Source organism: Sphingopyxis indica (genome assembly GCF_032879645.1).
GTDB classification, from domain to species: Bacteria; Pseudomonadota; Alphaproteobacteria; order Sphingomonadales; family Sphingomonadaceae; genus Sphingopyxis; species Sphingopyxis indica.
In genome coordinates this window covers 648,173-667,505 of record NZ_CP076394.1, presented here as the reverse complement: position 1 = coordinate 667,505, position 19,333 = coordinate 648,173, and the positions used below count along the sequence as shown (strand labels likewise).

Genomic DNA, 19,333 nt, shown 5'->3' with positions numbered 1-19,333 from the left:
GGCTTACCACATATGAACCTCGAAAAATTCACCGACCGCGCCAAAGGCTTCCTGCAGGCGGCGCAGACGATCGCGATCCGCATGAACCATCAGCAGATCGCCCCCGAACATATCGCCAAGGCGCTGCTCGAAGACAATCAGGGCATGGCCGCCGGGCTGATCCAGCGCAGCGGCGGCGATGCCGCGCGCGCGGGGGCCGGCATCGACGCGCTGCTCGACAAGATTCCCGCGGTGTCGGGCTCGGGCGCGCAGGCGACGCCGGGCCTCAACAACGACGCGGTGCGGCTGCTCGATCAGGCCGAACAGGTCGCGACCAAGGCCGGCGACGGCTATGTCACCGTCGAGCGGCTGCTGCTCGCGATGGTGCTTGCGAGCGGCACCCCGGTCGGCAAGGCCTTCGCCGACGCGGGCGTGAAGGCCGACGCGCTCAACGCCGCGATCAACGAGCTTCGCGGCGGGCGCACCGCCGACACCGCCTCGGCCGAGGACCGCTACGAAGCGCTCAAGAAATTCGCCCGCGACCTCACCGAAGTCGCGCGCGAGGGCAAGCTCGACCCGGTGATCGGCCGCGACGAGGAAATCCGCCGCACCGTGCAGATCCTCGCGCGCCGCACCAAGAACAATCCGGTGCTGATCGGCGAGCCCGGGGTCGGCAAGACCGCGATCGCCGAGGGGCTGGCGCTGCGCATCGCCAATGGCGACGTGCCCGACAGTTTGAAGGACCGCCGCCTGCTCGCGCTCGACATGGGCGCGCTGATCGCGGGCGCCAAATATCGCGGCGAGTTCGAGGAGCGGCTGAAGGGCGTGCTCGACGACGTCAAGGCCGCCGAGGGCGAGATCATCCTGTTCATCGACGAGATGCATACGCTCGTCGGCGCGGGCGCGAGCGAGGGCGCGATGGACGCCTCGAACCTCTTGAAGCCCGCCTTGGCGCGCGGCGAACTCCACTGCATCGGTGCGACGACGCTCGACGAATATCGCAAATATGTCGAAAAGGACCCCGCGCTCCAGCGACGCTTCCAGCCGGTGTTCGTCGGCGAGCCGACGGTCGAGGATTCGATCAGCATCCTGCGCGGGCTCAAGGAAAAATATGAGCTGCACCATGGGGTGCGGATCACCGACGGCGCGATCGTCGCCGCCGCGACGCTGTCGAACCGCTACATCACCGACCGCTTCCTGCCCGACAAGGCGATCGACCTGATGGACGAGGCGGCGAGCCGCATCCGCATGGAGGTCGAATCGAAGCCCGAGGAGATCGAAAATCTCGACCGCCGCATCATCCAGATGAAGATCGAGGAATCGGCGCTCGGCAAGGAAAGCGACGACGCATCGAAGGAGCGGCTCGCCAATCTGCAGGCCGAACTCGCCAATCTCGAGCAGCAATCGGCCGAGCTGACGCAGAAATGGCAGGCCGAAAAGGACAAGATCCACGCCGAGGCGAAGATCAAGGAAGCGCTCGACGCGGCGCGCGTTCAGCTCGAGCAGGCGCAGCGCGCGGGCGATCTCGCGAAGGCGGGCGAGCTCAGCTACGGAACCATTCCGACCCTCGAAAAACAGCTCGAGGAAGCGCAGGCGGTCGCCGGCAATGCGATGCTGCGCGAAGAGGTCACCGCCGACGACATCGCCGCGGTGGTCAGCCGCTGGACCGGCATCCCGGTCGACCGGATGATGGAGGGCGAGCGCGAAAAGCTGCTCGGCATGGAAGCGCATCTGGGGCAGCGGGTGATCGGGCAGGACGAGGCGGTGCGCGCGGTGTCGACCGCGGTGCGCCGCGCGCGCGCCGGGCTACAGGACCCCAACCGCCCCTTGGGCAGCTTCCTCTTCCTCGGCCCGACGGGCGTCGGCAAGACCGAGCTCACCAAGGCGCTCGCGCGCTTCCTGTTCGACGACGATGCCGCGATGGTGCGCATCGACATGTCCGAATTCATGGAAAAGCACAGCGTCGCGCGGCTGATCGGCGCGCCGCCGGGCTATGTCGGCTATGAAGAAGGCGGGGTGCTCACCGAAGCGGTGCGGCGCCGGCCCTATCAGGTCGTGCTGTTCGACGAGGTCGAAAAGGCGCATGGCGACGTGTTCAACATCTTGCTTCAGGTGCTCGACGACGGGCGGCTGACCGACGGGCAGGGGCGCACGGTCGATTTCACCAACACGCTGATCATCCTGACCTCGAACCTCGGCAGCCAGGCGATCGCCGCGCTTCCCGACGACGCGCCGGTCGAACAGGCCGAGCCCGCGGTGATGGAGGTGGTGCGCGCGCATTTCCGGCCCGAATTCCTGAACCGGCTCGACGAAATCGTGCTGTTCCACCGCCTGGGGCAGCAGCATATGGGCGGGATCGTCGATATCCAGGTGGCGCGCGTGCAGAAACTGCTCGCCGACCGCAAGATCACGCTCGACCTGACCGACGCCGCCCGCAACTGGCTCGGCCGCGTCGGCTACGACCCCGTTTATGGGGCGCGGCCGCTGAAACGCGCGGTGCAGAAATATCTGCAGGACCCGCTCGCCGACCTGATCCTGAAAGGCGAGGTGCGCGACGGCGCGACGGTGAAGGTCGACGAAGGCGACGGCGCGTTGACCTTGTCGGTATGAGGTGGCAGAATCGGCAATTATCGAAGTTTCGAGGATTTTAATGATGAAAGCATTGATCGTTGGCATCGCCGCCCTGACACTCGCCCCGGCCTCGGCCGTCGCTTTGGAGCCGGCGGCTTCCGATAGCGCGCAGAAGGACGATGCCAGCAAGGACGGCGATCAGAATCGCGTGATCTGCAAGCGCGAGAAGATCATCGGGTCGCGCCTCGGCTCGAAGAAGACCTGCGCAACCGAAGCCGAATGGGCCCAGATGCGCGCCGAACAGCGGCAAGCCACCGAGCGCGTGCAGGCGAACCGTCCGCGCCAGAATTAAGCCCTCAAGGACGTTCGGGCACTCCGACGAGACCCTATGGCCGTTTAGACTCTAGAGCAGCGAGCCTTAAATCTGCACCGTGTCCCCGAGCGAAGACGAGGGGCTCTGCCGAGCGAAGTCGAGGCTGCGACGCTGCGGTTCTCGCTCCGCTCGAACGAGCCCCTCGTCTTCGCTCGGGGAGACGAGTCGATTCAGATTTCCTGCAATTTGCTCTAGCTATGCGGTCTCGTAGCCCATGCGCTCGGCCCACGGGCGAAGGATCGGCATCACCGGAGCGAGATGATCGGCATAGCGCCGCCAACGCTCGGCCGCGCGCGTGTAGAGCGGTTCGCCGATCTGCGAATAGCTCGCGGTGCGCACCCGGCCGCGATTGCGGGCGACCTGCGTATGATCGAGCAGCGCATCGTCCCAAGCAAGCCCCAGCCAATCGACGAGCGGCGCCAGTTCCCCCGCGGGATCGACGACGAGTCGTTCGTAGCGCACGGCATGGGTGTCTACGGGAAAGAGGCTCGTCGCGCGGTGCCATGCGGTAAAAGCGGCGTCATAGGTGCGCGCCGCCTCGCCCAGCGAGGTGAAGCTGCGCATGGCGAAGTTCATCTGGAAATTCGCCATGAAGCAGCTGAGGACCGCATCATAGGGATGCCGCTCGGCGAAGATGAAGCGCGCCTGCGGGAACAGCCGATGGAGCAGCGGGGCACGCGTCATGTTGAGCGGATGCTTGTCGACGAGCCAGCGTTTGCCGTCCCACCCATGTTCGCGGGCGAAATCGAAATAGGCGCTGCGCAATTCGTCGATATGTGCCGGGGTCAGCGCCGCCAGATCGCCCTCGACGAGCGCCTTCGTCCGGGCGGCCATCGGACGCTCCTCGATCACCGAAAGATCGTCGAGGCCCATCAGCATCGTGTCGAGCAGCGTCGTCCCCGACCGCGGAAAGCCGACGAGGAAAATCGGATCGCGAGAGGGTGCCGCCGCCGGCTCGAATGCGGTCCATCCCGCCGCCCACTCCTCGTTCCACGCCGCGACGTCAGCTTCGACCTGTTCGCGAAAACTCGGTCCCGACAGCGGCGTCGCCTCGGCCAGGGCGGCCTGGTTCATGCCCTCGAAGGCTGCAAAGGCCGCGTCGGGATCGTCGCAGCGGTCGGCGATGCCGCCGATCAGATGGAGGCGGCGCAGCGGATGGATCGTTTCGGGGATGCGCGCCGCGAGCGCCTGCGCGTCGTCGAACCGCTCTTCGCGCCGCGCTTGCCAGGCGAGCAGAAAGGCGAATTCGGGCGGCGCGCTGTCCTTGTCGGTTCGCGCGATCAGCGCCGCGAGATCGTCGACGCGGTTCAGGCTTTCATAGATCATTCCGAGTTCGAGCTGGGCCTCGCCGAAATCGGGAGCGACTTCGAGCGCGCGCTCGAGGCTGGCGATCGCCGAATCGAGATCGTCGAGCGCCGCATGAGCCATGCCGGTTTCGGTGAGCAATTTGGGATCGTGGGGGGCGAAGGCCCCGGCATCGAGCAGCGTCTTGAGCCGCGCCTCGTGGCGCTGCGCGACGCGGAGCAGTTCGGCGAGATTGAGGTAGATGGGCAGATCGGCCGGCGCGAGCGTGATCGCGCGTTCGAACGCGGCGATCGCACCTTCGATGTCTCCGCTTTCCGCGAGAATATTGCCGAGATTATTCCAGCTCGACAGGTCGTTGGGGTCGGCCGCGATGGCGCGGCGATACGCCGCGGCGGCGGCCTCGCTGCGCCCTTCCTGCTGATGAATATAGCCCTCGATCCGCGCCAGCGAGGCTTCGGGCGCGCCTTCGACCAGCGCCATTGCGCGGCCGCTCTCGCCGGTGCTCAGCAGCGCATTGGCGAGGTTTGCGCGCGTCGCGCGGTCGTCGGGACGCAGCGCGAGCAATTCGTCGAGATAGGCGATGGCTCGTTCGGTGAGGCCGAGATGCAAGGCGGCGTGCCCCGCAAGCGCCAGATAGGGAACGCGGTCCGCCGCATCGGGCAGCGCGGCCTCGATGGTATCGAGCGCCCCCTGCATGTCGCCGCGGCGCATCGCCTGCATCGCCTCTAGCAATGCCGGCGGAGGGATCATGGGCTTGGTGGGGCGTGTCGCCATCGTCAATTCAACCTTGTGGTGGGCGGGCAATATCGAAGGCGACGGTCAGGCGCTCGCCCGCGGGAAAGGGGCGCGTACCATGCCACATCGTCGATGGAAACAGGACGAGGCGGCCGGGCCGGGGTTCGATCAGCCGCAAAGGTGCGAGCCCGGGGACGAGATCGCGCGCTTCGCCGAGGCTCAGCCAGCCCTCGTGCCGCGCCGCGCCTTCGGGCGAGGTTTCGGGAAGCGCGATATAGAGCGCCGAGCTGATCCAACCCTGGCTGTGTACATGGTCGGTGTGGAAGCCTTCGCCCTCGAGCCGCACCGACCAGGCACCGGCGATACGAACGGGATCGCGCCGCGGCAGCAGCGTCGGGTGGCCCTCCTCGGGCAATGGCAGCCCGGCGATATAGGCATCGACTGCGGTGAGGAGCGTGCTGCGCAGCGCCTCGATCTCGGGCTCGGCGCGCACGAGCAGATTCCCGTCGGTCTGGGTGCCGCCACGAACCGACTGGTCGAGCGGAGGCGCAAGCGCCGTGTGCAGTCGCCGCAAATGGTGCGCGAGCGCGTCCAGGTCGCCCAGCGAATCACCCAGATCGAACGTGCGGACAAGCGCTTCGTGGCCCTCAAGCCACTGCCAGCGCGGATCGTCGGTCATGCGCCATGCGAGCGAGAGGTAAGGCCAGAGCAGGCGCTGCTCGTCGCGCCCGATCCACGGCTCGATCAGCGCGATGGCGGCGTCGGGCCGGTTGGCGCGGACCAGATGGCGCGCGCGCCCTGACACTGCGTCGGCGTCTCTCGGCTCGGGGAGCGTGTCGAAAAGCGCATCGGCCGCGGCGATCTGGCCCTGTTCGGATTCGATGTGGGCCATCAGGTCGGTCAACCAGTCGGGCCGGCCGATCCGCGCCTTGGCAGCCGCGCATGCCGCCGCGGCGCCGGCGAGATCCTGCGCTTCGAGCAGGATATGGATATGCTCGCGGTGGAGTTCGGGCTGCGCGGGCAGCCGGTCCAGCGCTGCCGTCACGCCCGCGGCGGGGGGACAGCCCAGCTGGCCATAGATGCGCGCGAGCGTCCGCTGGCCGTCGAGCCACATCGGGTTCCGCCGCAGGATCGCTTCGAGATCAGCGATCGCGCGTTCCGGCGCGCCCTCGGCGATCTGGGCAGCCGCGCGGCCCTGCAGAAGCGAACCGTCGGCGGGGGCGAGCTTCGCAGCCCGGTCAAACAGCGCAACCGCCGGGTCGCCCGCCTCGAGCGCTGCGCGCGCATGGCTGTGGGCGATGAGCGGATCGGCGGGCAGGAGGGACGCTGCGCGTGCAAAAGCATCGCGCGCTTCGCCGCCGAGCCCGAGCGCGCGCGCGACGAGCCCGCGAAGCTGCCAGAGTCGCCCGTGCGCCGGATGCCGGCGAGTCACCTCGCGCACCGCGCCGGCCAGCGCGTCGAAATGCCCGGCGCGCACCCTGACGATACCGCTGCGAAACGCCGCTTCGGGATCGTCGAGCGGGAGCGAATGGGCGATGTCGTCGGCGTCTTGCCGGTTCACGAAGCCTCAACCTTGTGCGCGGGAACATTGTCTATGCCACAAATGAAAATGGCGGGCCACCAGGACCCGCCATTCCCATTTGTCGATCGTTTGACGATTAGAAGTCCATCGTCACACCGGCGTAGAGGTAACGGCCGAGCGCGTCATAGGTCTGCGCAAAGACGTTGCCGTTACACGGGCCCGCGGGGCAAGCCTGCGAGCCGGTCGTCGGCGGTTCCTTGTCGAGAAGGTTGTTGGCACCAAAACGGAAGTTGTAGTGGTCGCCGACCTTCATCGTCAGGGCGAGGTCGAAGTAGCTGACCGCGTTGAACTTCGCGAGACCCGGGCGAGCGACACCGCCCGGAGCCGGACCCGAGTTCGACTCGTCGCGCAGGTTCGGATTGTCCTCGATCGCGTCGAGCGTGACCTTGCCGACATAGCGCCAGCGCAGCGACGCGCCGAAGCCGTTCGGCATGTCGAAGCTCAGGCGAGCCTGGTGACGCCATTTGGGGTTCACCGTGCCCGAGTTCGCCGTCGCGCTACAGACGTTGCCGTAAAGCCCGGCGCAGTCATAGCTGCCGGCCTGCTCGATGCCCGTGTCGGTGACCAGGCTGTCGAGATAGGTGCCGACGAAGCTCAGACCCAGACGACCGGCGTTGCCGATCTCGGTGCTGTAGTTCGCGTTGACGTCGATGCCCGAGGTGCTGACACCGCCGACGTTGCGCGACAGATCCTCGACATAGCCGTCCGAGCTGCGCCACAGCGAACCCGACGCGTCACGATGAACGAGATCGCAGAACTGGGGATCCGCATATTCGGTGCAAAGGCTGAGGATCGTGTCCTGACCAAAGCCCTGGATCGCGCCCGTCAGGTCGATCTTGAAATAATCGACGCTGGCCGAGAAGCCCGGCAGGAAGGTGGGCGTAAGCACCACGCCGACCGTGTAGGTGTCGGCGACTTCGGGAAGCAGGTCGGGGTTGCCGCCGATCAGGCCGTTATACTGCGCGGCCGGGTTCGGCGCGACAACTTGACCGACCGTCAGACCCTGAGCGAGACAGCCGACGTCATCGGCGGTGATCGCAGCGCCCGCGCACGGATCGCTCGAACCGTTGAGCGCGACGCGAACCGGGGCGTACAGATCCTGCACGGTCGGCGCGCGAACCGCACGGTTGTATCCGCCACGCAGGCGGATGTCGGGGATCGGAGCGAATTCGGCTTCGATCTTGTACGTGTCGGTCGACGCGCCCGTGCTGTAGTCCGAATAGCGATAACCGCCGGTGATCGTGAAGTCATAGACCCAGCTGTCGCGCGCGATCGGCAGGCTGACCTCGGTGAAGAATTCCTTCACGTTGAACGAGCCGCTGACCGGCAGCGTCGCCGCACCCTGACCGGCAAGATCGCCCGTCGAGAAAGCGAGATCCGACAGGAACTCGAGGCTTTCCTTGCGATACTCGGCGCCGAGCACGATGCCCACGCCTTCATCCGCCCACGGCGACTGGATGCCATATTCGCCCAGCGAACCCGTGACATAGCCCGAAAGGACCTGCTCGCTCACGACGCCGCGCTGGAAGCCCGGGGTCGAAAGATAGGCGGTTGCGGCATCCGACGGCGGGTTGGTGCCCGGCGAGAAGATGTCCCACGGCACGCAGTTCGGATCGGTGCCGTCGAGCACCGAACGGCAGACCGGATCGAGTTCCGGCGTGTTCGGATTGTCGACGACATCGAGCGCCCGGTTGATGCGGGTCACCGAGAAGTCGTTGGTATAGGTCTCGGCGAAATTGGTCCGGCCATATTGATAATAGGCGTCATAAGACCAGGCCGGGCTCAAATCGCCGCGCATACCGAGGATCGCGCGATAGCTGGTGTGCTGCAGGTCGTCGCGGCGCGGGCCGCCTTCGACGTTACGGCGCAGGATCTGCGCGAAGCCGCGGTTATAGGCGGCACCCGTCACCGGGTCGAAGAACTGGGCCGGAGCCGAGCCCGGGTTGTTGCCAACCACCTCGAACGCATCGCGCGGGTCGGCGCTGATCAGCAGGTTTTCGGTGTCACAGATGACGGCGCGTTGTTCGGCCGACAGCAGCGGGTTGTCACAGTTGATCGACAGCGAGTTGCCGAAGTTCCCCGACGGAGCGATCTGGGCGACCGTGCGGTCGTCCATGAACATGAACTCCATATAGGGGTGCAGCGCTTCCGAGATCTCATAGTCGGCGAAGACGCCGGCCGTGTAGCGCTCGTCGGGACGCTGGAAATAGTTCAGCGGCGCAAAGTTGTACGGCGTAAAGCCGCCGAGAAGCGAGCGGTTCGGGCCGAACTGGTAAATCGTCGACGTAAACGCATCGGCAATGCCGTCCGGCTGGTCGCCATTGGGTCCGCCGCCGGTGAGATCGGTCGGATCACCGAACGAATCATAGGCAAAGACGGTGCCCTGCGGCGAGGTCGCCGAGCCGCCGCAATTGTAGAGGCGTCCGCCGGCCTCGACCGAAGCCGCCGTGTTCGCCGACAATGCGCACGCCGAATAGTCGCGGGTCGCCTGGTTGACCGGCTTGATCTTGCGATAACCGACATAGCCGGTGACATGGCCGCGGCCGTCGTCGAAGCCCGCACCGAACGCCAACGTTGCGTCGAAGGTGCCGCCGTTGGTCGACATGCCGCGCGGATAGCCGTTGCCGCTCGCATCGAGCGGATCGGTGAACTTGCTCTTGTTGCGGTTATCGTGGTTGTACAGCGAATATTGCGTGTCGAGCTTGAAACCTTCGAAGTCGGTGTCCATCACGAAGTTGACGACGCCCGACACAGCGTCGGCACCGTACACCGACGACGCACCGCCGGTGAGCACATCGACGCGCTCGATCAGCGCAGCGGGAATGACGTTGATGTCGGCGGCCGACGTCGTCGGGTCACCCGGGACAAGACGGCGACCGTTGACCAGAACCAGCGTACGCTCGTCGCCGAGACCGCGCAGGTTCAGCGTTGCCGTACCGGTCGAGCCGTTCGAGACGTTTGCACCCTGGCTCGCGAAGACCTGCGGCAGCGAGTTGACGAGATCCTCGACGCGGGTCGTGCCGGTCTGCTTGAATTCGACGTTGCTGATGACGGTGACGGGGCTGGCCGACTCGAGGTTCGGCTGCTTGATGCGCGAACCGGTAACGACGATCGGCGCGCCGAGGTCGGCGGCGCCTTCATCGGCGGGCGCATCCTGCGCCATTGCCGGAGTCGCCATGGCCAAAAGGCCAACGCCGAGCACGAACGGCGCAGCGCCGCGCTTCAACGCGGAAAGGTGGGTTTTCTTCACAGTGCAGTCCCTTGCTACTGAGTGGTTAGGATACCCGGGCATACGCTGCAAAGAGCGGCTTCACCCCCTGCAAAGATACCCCGATAGGCTGCGGGATGACCCCTCATTCATTTTGAGTAAAGGAAATTCCCCGCCGTTTCTGCGGTTTCCAACGGGATTGTGACGTATTTGCAACATCCACGGGACATTGCGAAACACAAAGTCGAGATCACCCCGCTCCGCGACATTTTGTTTCAAAGGATACGATTTTGCACCGCAGCATGCGAAAGTTCGATCTTACCTGAGGGCTGAAAATCGAGGCTTGAGCTGTCCACCATCGGCGCGTTTTCCCCACGTGGCAGTGTCGATCCGCGGCGAATATATCGACCATCGAAAATGCACCGCGACCCGCCCGCCCCGGCCGCTGCCTGTTCTGCGCTTGACCGGGCACGGAGCGTTGATAGTGTGAGGTCTTGGCCGTCTGTTCCCCGCCATGTTCGCTTGACCGACAAGGGAGGTTCGTCGATGAAAAATGCCATTGTCGCCGTCGGCAGCGTGATGGGAGGGCTGATCGCCCTTTCCAGTCCGAATGCTACGGCGCAAGACCTTGCCAACGATGTCGTGCGATGCGGCGAGATCGACCAGGAAGCGGCACGACTTCGATGTTTCGACGCCCTGATCCCGGAGGCTCGTAAGAGTGAAGTTCAGCGTCAGGCAGAAGCGGCGGCGAAGAGCAAGGCCGATTTCGGCCTGACGGCGATCCAGCGTAACGAAGCGGCCCAGCGCAAGCATCCGAAAGAGAAGAGCGGACAGCGCGTCTCGCATGAGGGAAATTTGCGTATCGAAGCCGCGATCGCCGATCTTGATATGAGTCCATACGGCACCGTCTTCGTGCTCGATAATAACCAGGTCTGGCAAACGACCTCTTTCGGCGGATTGAGCACGGTTCCGCGTATCGGACAGAAAGTAACCGTCGAATCGGGTCCGCTCGGTGGCTATCGTCTGACACTGGCAGGCAAGACGCGCGAAGTCGGCGTCAAGCGGGTGAAATAACGCTTTCGTCCGGCTGTTGAGTCGAGCTTTTCGATCATAGTCCGTCCACGCTCTGGAACGTCGTCGAAAGATGGGCGAAGCCTTGGGCGGTCAGCAAAAATCCCCGCTGCAATGGCTGTTGCGATTGCGATCCGCCATCGCCTCCCGCGCTTCGGCCTCCGCACGCGCCCAGTCGGCGTTGGTTTTGCAGACCCGCATCGGAATGCGCGAGCCCAATTCCTTGACGGCACGGCAACGAACCGCGTCCGGATCCCTTTCGGCCGCTGCATTCTTTTCGGCCGCTGCATTCTTTTCGGCTGCAGCATTCTTCTCGGCCGAGGCGACGACCGGAATCGAAAAAGCCAACGCGATGGGTAGCAACAGATAACGCACAGGAAGGCCTTAAAAAATGGGGATGTGGTGAATACTCACCACATCCCCTTATGACGATTTCCGCATCTATCAGAAGTGGAAACGGACACCTGCGTAATAGCGGCGGCCGAATATGTCGTAGACATCGGCAGCCGTGTCGGTTCCGGTCACATTGAAGGTCGTGTTCGTCAGAATGTTCGGAGCCTTGTTGTCGAGCAGGTTGTCGACGCCGAAATAGACTTCGAACTTTTCATCCGGCAGGAAGCTCATCTGGGTGTCCAGATAGAATTCAGCCGGCACCGAGACGCAACGCGGCGAGCCATCACCGAAGAAGGCGCACCAGCTGACGTCGTCTTCATAGGACTTGCCGATATAGGTGCCGGTGAACGACCATTTGAACTTGTCGTTCGAATAGCCGAGCGTGCCGGTGAAGCGGTCGGCGGCCGTCCCGATCTCCCCGTCCGCCCGGTCGACGGTCGCGCCGGGAAGCGGCGTATAGTCGTTCTGGAACAGATGGTTGTAGGAGAGGTTGAAGTTTAGCCGGCCATCGGCACTGAAAAAGTCGACCGGTGTGAACCAGTTGACGGTGACATCGAGACCCTGCGTTTCGAGCTTCGCCGCGTTGACCGCAAGATCGTTGATAAACTCGATCGAACCGGCACTGTTGGTCGCCGTGTTGGTCGGGCGCCGGATGACCAAGTCGCACAGCTGCGAATTGCCCTGATTATAGCACTGGTCGAGGATCGTGCCACGGCCGACAGTAGCGATGACATTGTCGATCTTGATATTATAATAGTCAGCCGTGATCGTCAGGTTGCGCAGCGCGTCGATTGACCGCGGATTAAGCACTGCGCCGACCGTCCACGAATCCGCCTTTTCTTCTTCCAGGTTCGGATTGCCGCCGTTGAAGCCGCTGATCCCCTGAATGTCGCCCTGCGTGAGCGTGAACGTGCCGTTTGCGGCAATGTTCGCGGCTACGCCCGGGTCGGCCCGGCAATTGTCGCCGAGAGCGCCGCCGCCCGTGGCGCCGATCCCCGCGCAGGGATCCTGAAGGCCAGACGGGAAGGTCTGCGACAGTCCTGAAAAGAGTTCGCCGATGTTCGGGGCGCGCACAGCGCGAGCCCAAGTCGCGCGCAGGCGCAGATCCTCGAACGGTTCCCAAGTGCCCTGCACATTGTAGCTGTAGATCGTTCCGACCGTCGAATAATCCGCGACGCGGAAGGCTCCGCCGAGTTCGAGCAGGCGGAAGAAGGGCTGATCGCGCAGAATAGGTACCTTGACCTCGGCATAAGCCTCGATGACGTCGAACTGGCCGCTCGTGTCGGGCAGCTTGTTGCCGGCGTTCAGCCCCTGATTGGTCAGCGCGTCATTGTCCTCAACGCTTTCTTCCTTGCGATATTCGAAGCCAGCGGCAACTCCGAGCGGCCCCGCCGGAAGCTCGAAGAGCGAACCGCTGATATTGCCCTGGACGACCTGCTGCTTGATATCGGTCTGCAGCGATTGCTGAGCGGCGATATAGTCGATCGCTTCCTGCGTGATCGCACCTTTGCCAAAGATGTTGATCGGTACGCAGCCGTTGGCACGCGCTTCGGCGTCGACACAGATGACGTCGGTGGTCAGGCCGTTGCCATTGACATCGTTCACGTCCGTCATTGCCGCGAGGGCGTTGCGGAAATTGACGACATTGACCTGGCCGTTCGACACCTGATTCTCGGTAACCTGGCCATAATTATAGCTGAGGTCCCAGTTGAACCGGTCGGCGAGCGTGCCCTCGAAGCCGACGACGAAGCGCAGGAAGTCGCGCGTCGTCTGGCCATTGCGGGTGCCGAATTCGCTCAGACGGCGTGCAAAGCCGATGTCGCGCAAGCCATCGCCATCGGAATCGGTCGCCTGTGCCGCAATCGCGCCCGGGACGATCGGGTTGACCGCGATCGTCGTCGTACCGTCGGGGGCGATGATATAATTTTCGATCGGCATGACGCCCGACGCCGGATAAATGCCAGTCGATCCGTCGGACGAAAGCGCAAACGGTTCAATGATGCGCGACGACTGCGTCTTGTTATAGGTGCCTTCGAAGAACATCGAGACACTGTCGGTGACGTCATAGTGGCCGACCGCCGCCACGGTATAGCGCTTCACCGGAACGGCGAGCGTGCGATAATATTGGCGATTGAAGCCGTTGGGTCCAACGCCATTCCCTATGTCGGTGGTACACGTCGGACCATTGGTCGTGAAGCACGGCTGTAGCGCGCCAGAGGGGCTGTAAGTGAAAGTATAGTCACCTGCGACGAAACGCCCCTGCTCCGGGAAGCTCGAAAAGAAAGGCTCGGTGGGCACGCCATAGTCGGCAAGATCACCCGTCAGCGCAGCCGTGTCGCTGTCGTCTGTGAACGTGTTCTTGCGCTCGCGCGACAACAGGCCGCGCTCGTTCGAATAGCCCAAGTGGACCATGATGTTGCCGCGACCATCGTCGAAATTCGCACCCATGGTCAGATTGGCTTGGTAGCGAATATCGTCACCCTTTTCGGTCAGACCATATTGGGCGTTGCCTTCAAGACCCTGAAAGTCCTTCTTGTAGACGAAGTTGACGACACCCGCGACCGCGTCTGAACCATAGAGCGACGAAGCGCCACCGGTCAGGAAGTCGATGCGCTCGATGAACTGGGTCGGGATGACGTTGAGGTCGACGGTCGAACTGCCGCTGAGGCTGGAGACGACGCGGCGCCCGTTGACCAGCACTAGCGTGCGGTCCGAACCGAGATCGCGAAGATCGACAGTGGCGACGCCAGTGCCCGACGTCAGAAAGGCCGAGTTGGTTCGGCTGAGCGCCGGTGTACCGAATGCCGGGTTTTTCAGGAGCAATTCCTGAACGTTGGTCACGCCGGACTGCTGGATCGCTTCGCTGTTGACGATCTGCAGCGGCGCGTTCGATTCGACCTGCGGGCTGGCGATACGCGAACCCGTGACGATGATCATGTCATCGGGCGCGACCGCGCCCTCATCATCTGCGGATACGTCCTGCGCGAAGGCGGGAGCCGAAACGAGCGCAACACCCAAAACGACGGGCGCGACGCTCAATTTCAGCTTCGAAAAATGGGTTTTCTTCACAGTGCAGTCCCTTGCTACTGGTGGCCGTATTACCTGAATGAATGGCGCGCGCCGATTGAATCGCCCCTCGCGCGATACACCCCGATAGGCTGCGGGATGACCCCTCATTCATTTTGAGTAAAGGAAATTCCCCACCGTTTCTGCGGTTTCCAACGGGATTGTGACGTATTTGCAACATCCGCGAGAGGCAAAGCAACACATCGTGCCGCGGCGCGGCATTTTGCGAAACTTTGTTTCAACGGTTACAATGTTGCAGCGCAGCATCGAATGTTTCAGCGCGGCATCGGTCCCGCGAGCGTGCCCGGATCGAGCCGCGCGTCGTGCCATTTGAGGCCCCAGTGGAGGTGCGGCCCGGTCGCGCGGCCGCTCTGCCCGACCGTCCCCAGCCGCTGCCCCTGCACCACCCGGTCGCCGACCTTCACGTCGAGGCTCTGGCAGTGGAGAAAGGCGCTGTTGAGCCCCATGCCGTGATCGACGATAAGGAGGTTGCCCTCGAGCGTGAAGGGCGTCGTCGCGGCGAGCGTCACCACGCCGTCGGCGGGCGCATAGAAGGGTGTGCCTGCGGGGACGGCGATGTCGGTGCCGCCGTGATAGCTGCCCGGCTTGCCCTGATAGACGCGCTGCGAGCCGAAGAAGCCCGAGAGACGCCCCGTCGCCGGCCAGCGGAAGCGCTGGCGCCAGCCGTCGACGTCGTGATCGACGCGGCGCGCTTCGGCGATCTGCGCCAGCTCGGCGGGGCGGCGGCGCTGGAACTCGGCGTCGCTCGATGCGCTGCCGCGATAGGGGGCGTCGATATGCTCGATCCGCCAGTCGCCCGCGGCGATGCTGAGGTCGCGCGCGATCGTGCGCCCGTCGGCCAGCGTCGCGACGAGCCGCTCGCCCGCGGGCGCGTCGCGGTCGAAGGCGATGATGAAGCCGCCGTCGCGCGCGAAGGGAATGGCCCTACCGTCGAGCGTCAGCGTCCGCGTCGTTGCGGGAACGCGGCCGAGCAGCATTCCGCCTTGCACCGGGGTCCCGCGCAGGATGGTGAAGTCGGCGTCGACGGGCGCGGGCGGCGGAGCGGGCGCAGGCCGGGAGGCGGGCGGCGGGACGGGTGCGGGTGTCGGCGCCGGCTCGACCGGTCCGGCGGCGGGCGGCACACAGCCGGCGAGCGCGGCGAACAGCGCCGTCAGCGCGGCGCGATGAGCAGCCTTGCCTGCCCTCATGCCTTGCGGGCGTGGTCGAGCGCGGCCTGCACCGAAATGGCGGCGCTGGCATAGGGCTCCTGCCGCGCGACCGACCAGTAACGCAGCTCGTCGAGCCCGATCGGCACGCCGGTCACCGCGCACAGCACATGGTCGCCGGGCGACACGACGCGAAAGCCGTTGGGGCCATATTGGAGGCGGGCGAGGCGGTTGCGGCTGGCGATCAGCATGATTCGATATCCGTTGGAAAGACTGACATTCTTGATGCGACTATAACAGCATCGGCGCGCGCGGCCACCCCTGGGCGCCGCAAAGGAGTCCGTCGCCCCAGCTTTCGCTGGGGCGACGAATTCGTCAGAATAACTCGCCCTGCCCTTTGCCCGGCGGTGCGGCGGGCGGCTTGCGCGCCGGACGCGGCGAGGGCGACGGCGGCGCGTCCTCCGCGGCGACGGACACCTCGCCGTCAGCGAACTGCAACCGCATATGCCCGGCGTCGCGCGCGCGCGCCGCGGTGGTGACGAGGCCGCCGCCCCTGTCGCGCACCATCGCGTAGCCGCGCGAGAGCAGCGCGCGCGGGTCGAGCGAGGCGAGCAGCCGCGCCAGTCCTTCGAGCCGCGCCCGGTCGCGGTCCCACGCCCGCGCGAGCAGCGACGGACGCAGCGCCGCGGCGCGCGACGCGAGTCGCTCGCTCGTCACCGCGAGCCGGTGGCGCTGACTGCGGTCGAGCCGGTCGCCCGCATCGTCGAGCCGCTGGCGCTGCGGCGCATAAAGCGCCTCGCGCTTCGGCAAGTGCCGCGCGAGCGCCGTCAGCCGCTCGCTCGCCAGCGATTGATGCCGGCTTGCCGCGCCGATCATCCGCCCGCTCCACGTCGCGAGCTGCGCGGCGAGCTCGGCGCGCACCGGCACCGCCATCTCGGCCGCCGCGGTCGGCGTCGGTGCGCGCACGTCGGCGGCATAGTCGGATAGGGTCACGTCGGTTTCGTGCCCCACCGCGCTGATCGTCGGAATACGGCACTCGGCTATCGCGCGCACGACGATTTCCTCGTTGAACGCCCACAGATCCTCGATCGACCCGCCGCCGCGCGCGACGATCACCAGATCGGGGCGCGGCACCGGCCCGCCCGGTGCAAGCGAATCGAAGCCGCGCACCGCGCGCGCGACCTGCGCCGCGGCGCCTTCACCCTGAACGAGCACCGGCCAGACGATCACATGGCTCGGGCAGCGGTCGGCGAGCCGGTGGAGAATGTCGCGAATCACCGCGCCGGTGGGCGATGTCACGACGCCGATCGTCCGCGGCAGGAAGGGCAGCGCGCGCTTCTTCGCCTGGTCGAACAGCCCCTCGGCGCCGAGCCGCGCCTTCAGCTTTTCGAACAGCAGCATCAAGGCGCCTTCGCCCGCGACCTCGAGGCTTTCGACGACGAGCTGATATTTCGAGCGGCCGGGATAGGTGGTGAGCTTGCCGGTCGCGATCACCTCGATCCCGTCCTCGGGGCGAAAGGCGAGGCGCGCCGCCTGCCCCTTCCACATCACGATGTCGATCAGCGCATTATCGTCTTTCAGGCAGCCATAGAAATGCCCCGACGCGGCGCGCTTGGCGCCCGACAGCTCGCCGCGCACGCGCACGCGCGCAAAGCCGTCCTCGACGGTGCGCTTGATCGCGGCGGATAATTGGCTGACCGAAAGCGCGGGCGCATTGTCGTGCGTCCCCGCCTCGGCTAACAGCCGCGCGGGCGTGTCGCCATCGGACTCGGGAAAAGGAACTGACATGAATATCCTGCTTGTGGGCTCGGGCGGCCGCGAACATGCACTGGCGTGGCAGCTCGCACAATCGCCGAGCTGCGACAAGCTTTATGCCGCGCCCGGCAATCCGGGGATCGAACTCCACGCCGAATGCCTGCCCGTCGCCGCAGACGATCTCGACGGGCTGATGACGCTGGTGCGTGTCCACGGAATCGAGTTCGTCGTCGTCGGCCCCGAGGCCCCGCTCGTCGCGGGGCTCGCCGACCGGCTGCGCGAGGCCGGCGTCGCGGTCTTCGGCCCCGGCGCCGCCGCGGCGCAGCTCGAAGGGTCGAAGGGCTTCACCAAGGACCTGTGCGCGCGCGCCGGCATCCCGACCGCAGCCTATGTCCGCTGCACGAGCGCCGACGAAGCGCATGCCGCCCTCGACGGATTCGCCATCCCCGTCGTCATCAAGGCCGACGGGCTCGCCGCGGGCAAGGGCGTGATCATCGCCGAAACGCGCGCGGCCGCGGCCGCGGCGATCGACGAGATGTTCGCCGGCGCGTTCGGCGGGGCGGGCGCCGAGGTGGTGATCGAGGACTATCTGGCCGGCGAGGAAGCGAGCTTCTTTGCGCTGTCCGACGGCACCGACGTCATCGCCTTCGGCAGCGCGCAGGATCACAAGCGCGTCGGCGAAGGCGACACCGGCCCCAATACCGGCGGCATGGGCGCCTACAGCCCCGCGCCGGTGCTCACGCCCGCGATCGAGGCCGAGGTCATGGAGCGCATCGTCCGCCCGACGGTAAAGGCACTCGCCGCCGAGGGCACGCCCTATGTCGGCGTGCTCTTCGCCGGGCTGATGCTCACCGCCGACGGCCCCAAGCTGATCGAATATAATTGCCGCTTCGGCGACCCCGAATGCCAGGTGTTGATGATGCGCCTGAAGGGCGATTTCGCCGCGCTGCTCCACGCCGCCGCGACCGGCACGCTCGCCGGCGCCGAGCCGCCGCATTTCGCCGCCGATTATGCGCTGACCGTCGTGATGGCGGCGAACGGCTATCCGGGCACCCCCGAAAAGGGCGGAACGATCCGCCGCATCGCCGATGCCGAAAAGGGCGGCGTGCGCGTCTTCCACGCCGGCACCGCGCGCAAGGACGGCGCGATCGTCGCGGCCGGCGGGCGCGTGCTCAGCGTCACGGCGACGGGCAAGAGCGTGACCGAGGCGCAGGCCGCCGCCTATGCGGCGCTCGACCGCATCGACTTTCCGACCGGATTCTGCCGCCGGGACATTGGTTGGCGCGAGGTCGCGCGCGAGGCGCGCTAAGGGGTTGGCGCGAGGGCGCGCGCGAGGCGCGCTAAGGGGCTGGCGCGAGGTCGCGCGCGAGGCGCGCTAAGGGGTTGGCGCGAGGGCGCGCGCGAGGCGCGCTAAGGGGCTGGCGCGAGGGCGCGCGCGAGGCGCGCTAAGGGGCTGGCGCGAGGGCGCGCGCGAGGCAAAATAGACGCCCTCTGGACCCAGCGCCGCCCGGCCGATAGGCTGGCTTCCGGTGGGGCGCCCTCGAAACAAGGGGATAGACATGACTTGGCTTCAGGAAAACTGGATCGTCGCGCTGATCGTGCTGATCGTCGTCGTCGCACTCGTCTGGTGGCTCGCCGCGCGGCGGCAGCCCCGCGACGTCGTGCCGCCGACGGTCGAGGCGAAGCCCGCGAAGCCGCTCGAGCCGGCAAAACCCGACATTGTCGCCGCCGAACCAGCCTTCAAAAAGGCCCCCGTCGCCGCGCCGACCCCGCCTCCCCCGGCACCCGAACCCGCGCCCGCGCCCGCTCCGCAAACCGAAGCCCCGCCGCCGCCCGCAGCCGCGGCGCCCGCGGGTCAGGCCGACAATCTGCAATTGCTGAAGGGCGTCGGGCCAAAGCTCGCCAAGCTGCTGGGCGACCTCGGCGTCACCAGCTTCGAACAGATCGCGAACTGGAGCGACGCCGATATCGCGGCGATCGACGCGCGGCTCGGCAATTTTTCGGGCCGCATCGCGCGCGACAATTGGGTCGATCAGGCCGGCTATCTCGCGCGCCGCGACAAGGCGGGCTTCGAAGCCAGATATGGGGCGCTGGGCGGCGAACTCTGACCGGGCCGGAGAGCCGAACGC

13 protein-coding genes are annotated in these 19,333 nt (G+C 65.9%); 5 read left to right on the top strand and 8 right to left on the bottom strand.

What is annotated here, in order from left to right; genetic code table 11:
* Window positions 1–12: 12 nt before the first annotated feature.
* Window positions 13–2,589: an ATP-dependent chaperone ClpB gene (clpB, locus tag KNJ79_RS03085; RefSeq protein WP_317152760.1), complete on the top strand. Its 2,577-nt coding sequence runs from the start codon at window positions 13–15 to the stop codon at window positions 2,587–2,589.
* A gap of 1 nt (window position 2,590) precedes the next feature.
* Window positions 2,591–2,902: a hypothetical protein gene (locus KNJ79_RS03080; RefSeq protein WP_317152759.1), complete on the top strand. Its 312-nt coding sequence runs from the start codon at window positions 2,591–2,593 to the stop codon at window positions 2,900–2,902.
* A 216-nt stretch (window positions 2,903–3,118) separates the two neighbouring features.
* Here the strand turns inward: KNJ79_RS03080 and KNJ79_RS03075 are convergent, their stop codons facing one another.
* The 3 genes from KNJ79_RS03075 to KNJ79_RS03065 all read right to left on the bottom strand — a co-directional run bounded on the left by KNJ79_RS03075 (window position 3,119) and on the right by KNJ79_RS03065 (window position 9,795).
* On the bottom strand, window positions 3,119–5,002 hold the full coding sequence (locus KNJ79_RS03075; protein ID WP_317152758.1) for a tetratricopeptide repeat-containing sulfotransferase family protein: 1,884 nt from the start codon (window positions 5,000–5,002) through the stop codon (window positions 3,119–3,121).
* Between the two features lie 7 nt (window positions 5,003–5,009).
* The gene (locus KNJ79_RS03070; protein WP_317152757.1) at window positions 5,010–6,524 is read right to left on the bottom strand and encodes a putative 2OG-Fe(II) oxygenase; all 1,515 of its coding nucleotides are present in this window, start codon (window positions 6,522–6,524) and stop codon (window positions 5,010–5,012) included.
* A gap of 97 nt (window positions 6,525–6,621) precedes the next feature.
* Window positions 6,622–9,795 (bottom strand): TonB-dependent receptor domain-containing protein, encoded by a 3,174-nt coding sequence (locus KNJ79_RS03065; RefSeq protein ID WP_317152756.1) that lies wholly within the window; start codon window positions 9,793–9,795, stop codon window positions 6,622–6,624.
* 504 nt (window positions 9,796–10,299) lie between these two features.
* On the opposite strand from KNJ79_RS03065, the gene KNJ79_RS03060 reads away from it, so the two are divergent.
* The gene (locus KNJ79_RS03060; protein ID WP_317152755.1) at window positions 10,300–10,827 is read left to right on the top strand and encodes a hypothetical protein; all 528 of its coding nucleotides are present in this window, start codon (window positions 10,300–10,302) and stop codon (window positions 10,825–10,827) included.
* A gap of 90 nt (window positions 10,828–10,917) precedes the next feature.
* Here the strand turns inward: KNJ79_RS03060 and KNJ79_RS03055 are convergent, their stop codons facing one another.
* The 5 genes from KNJ79_RS03055 to xseA form a co-directional block, all read right to left on the bottom strand.
* Entirely contained in the window at window positions 10,918–11,199 is a 282-nt protein-coding gene (locus KNJ79_RS03055) for a hypothetical protein (protein ID WP_317152754.1), read from the bottom strand.
* 69 nt (window positions 11,200–11,268) lie between these two features.
* The gene (locus KNJ79_RS03050) at window positions 11,269–14,286 is read right to left on the bottom strand and encodes a TonB-dependent receptor domain-containing protein (RefSeq protein ID WP_317152753.1); all 3,018 of its coding nucleotides are present in this window, start codon (window positions 14,284–14,286) and stop codon (window positions 11,269–11,271) included.
* Between the two features lie 272 nt (window positions 14,287–14,558).
* Window positions 14,559–15,491, bottom strand: a complete 933-nt coding sequence (locus KNJ79_RS03045) for a M23 family metallopeptidase (protein WP_317152752.1) — start codon at window positions 15,489–15,491, stop codon at window positions 14,559–14,561.
* Window positions 15,488–15,700 carry a DUF2093 domain-containing protein gene (locus KNJ79_RS03040; protein WP_089216979.1) on the bottom strand — a complete coding sequence of 71 codons (213 nt, stop codon included), beginning with the start codon at window positions 15,698–15,700 and terminating at the stop codon, window positions 15,488–15,490. The genes KNJ79_RS03045 and KNJ79_RS03040 overlap by 4 nt, the downstream gene beginning before the upstream one ends.
* 124 nt (window positions 15,701–15,824) lie before the next feature.
* Window positions 15,825–17,237: an exodeoxyribonuclease VII large subunit gene (gene xseA, locus KNJ79_RS03035; RefSeq protein WP_317152751.1), complete on the bottom strand. Its 1,413-nt coding sequence runs from the start codon at window positions 17,235–17,237 to the stop codon at window positions 15,825–15,827.
* Here xseA and purD point away from each other — a divergent pair.
* Together purD and KNJ79_RS03025 are read left to right on the top strand one after the other, a co-directional pair.
* Window positions 17,236–18,513 (top strand): phosphoribosylamine--glycine ligase, encoded by a 1,278-nt coding sequence (purD, locus tag KNJ79_RS03030; protein ID WP_317152750.1) that lies wholly within the window; start codon window positions 17,236–17,238, stop codon window positions 18,511–18,513. The two genes, xseA and purD, sit on opposite strands and share 2 nt — an antisense overlap.
* Window positions 18,514–18,763: 250 nt before the next feature.
* Entirely contained in the window at window positions 18,764–19,312 is a 549-nt protein-coding gene (locus KNJ79_RS03025; RefSeq protein WP_317152749.1) for a hypothetical protein, read from the top strand.
* Window positions 19,313–19,333 lie beyond the last annotated feature (21 nt).

Coding starts and splice junctions, on each gene's coding strand:
- xseA (WP_317152751.1), bottom strand. CDS start 17,237: ATGTCAGTTCCTTTTCCCGAGTCCGATGGCGACACGCCCGCGCGGCTG.
- KNJ79_RS03060 (WP_317152755.1), top strand. CDS start 10,300: ATGAAAAATGCCATTGTCGCCGTCGGCAGCGTGATGGGAGGGCTGATC.
- clpB (WP_317152760.1), top strand. CDS start 13: ATGAACCTCGAAAAATTCACCGACCGCGCCAAAGGCTTCCTGCAGGCG.
- KNJ79_RS03040 (WP_089216979.1), bottom strand. CDS start 15,700: ATGCTGATCGCCAGCCGCAACCGCCTCGCCCGCCTCCAATATGGCCCC.
- purD (WP_317152750.1), top strand. CDS start 17,236: ATGAATATCCTGCTTGTGGGCTCGGGCGGCCGCGAACATGCACTGGCG.
- KNJ79_RS03025 (WP_317152749.1), top strand. CDS start 18,764: ATGACTTGGCTTCAGGAAAACTGGATCGTCGCGCTGATCGTGCTGATC.
- KNJ79_RS03075 (WP_317152758.1), bottom strand. CDS start 5,002: ATGGCGACACGCCCCACCAAGCCCATGATCCCTCCGCCGGCATTGCTA.
- KNJ79_RS03045 (WP_317152752.1), bottom strand. CDS start 15,491: ATGAGGGCAGGCAAGGCTGCTCATCGCGCCGCGCTGACGGCGCTGTTC.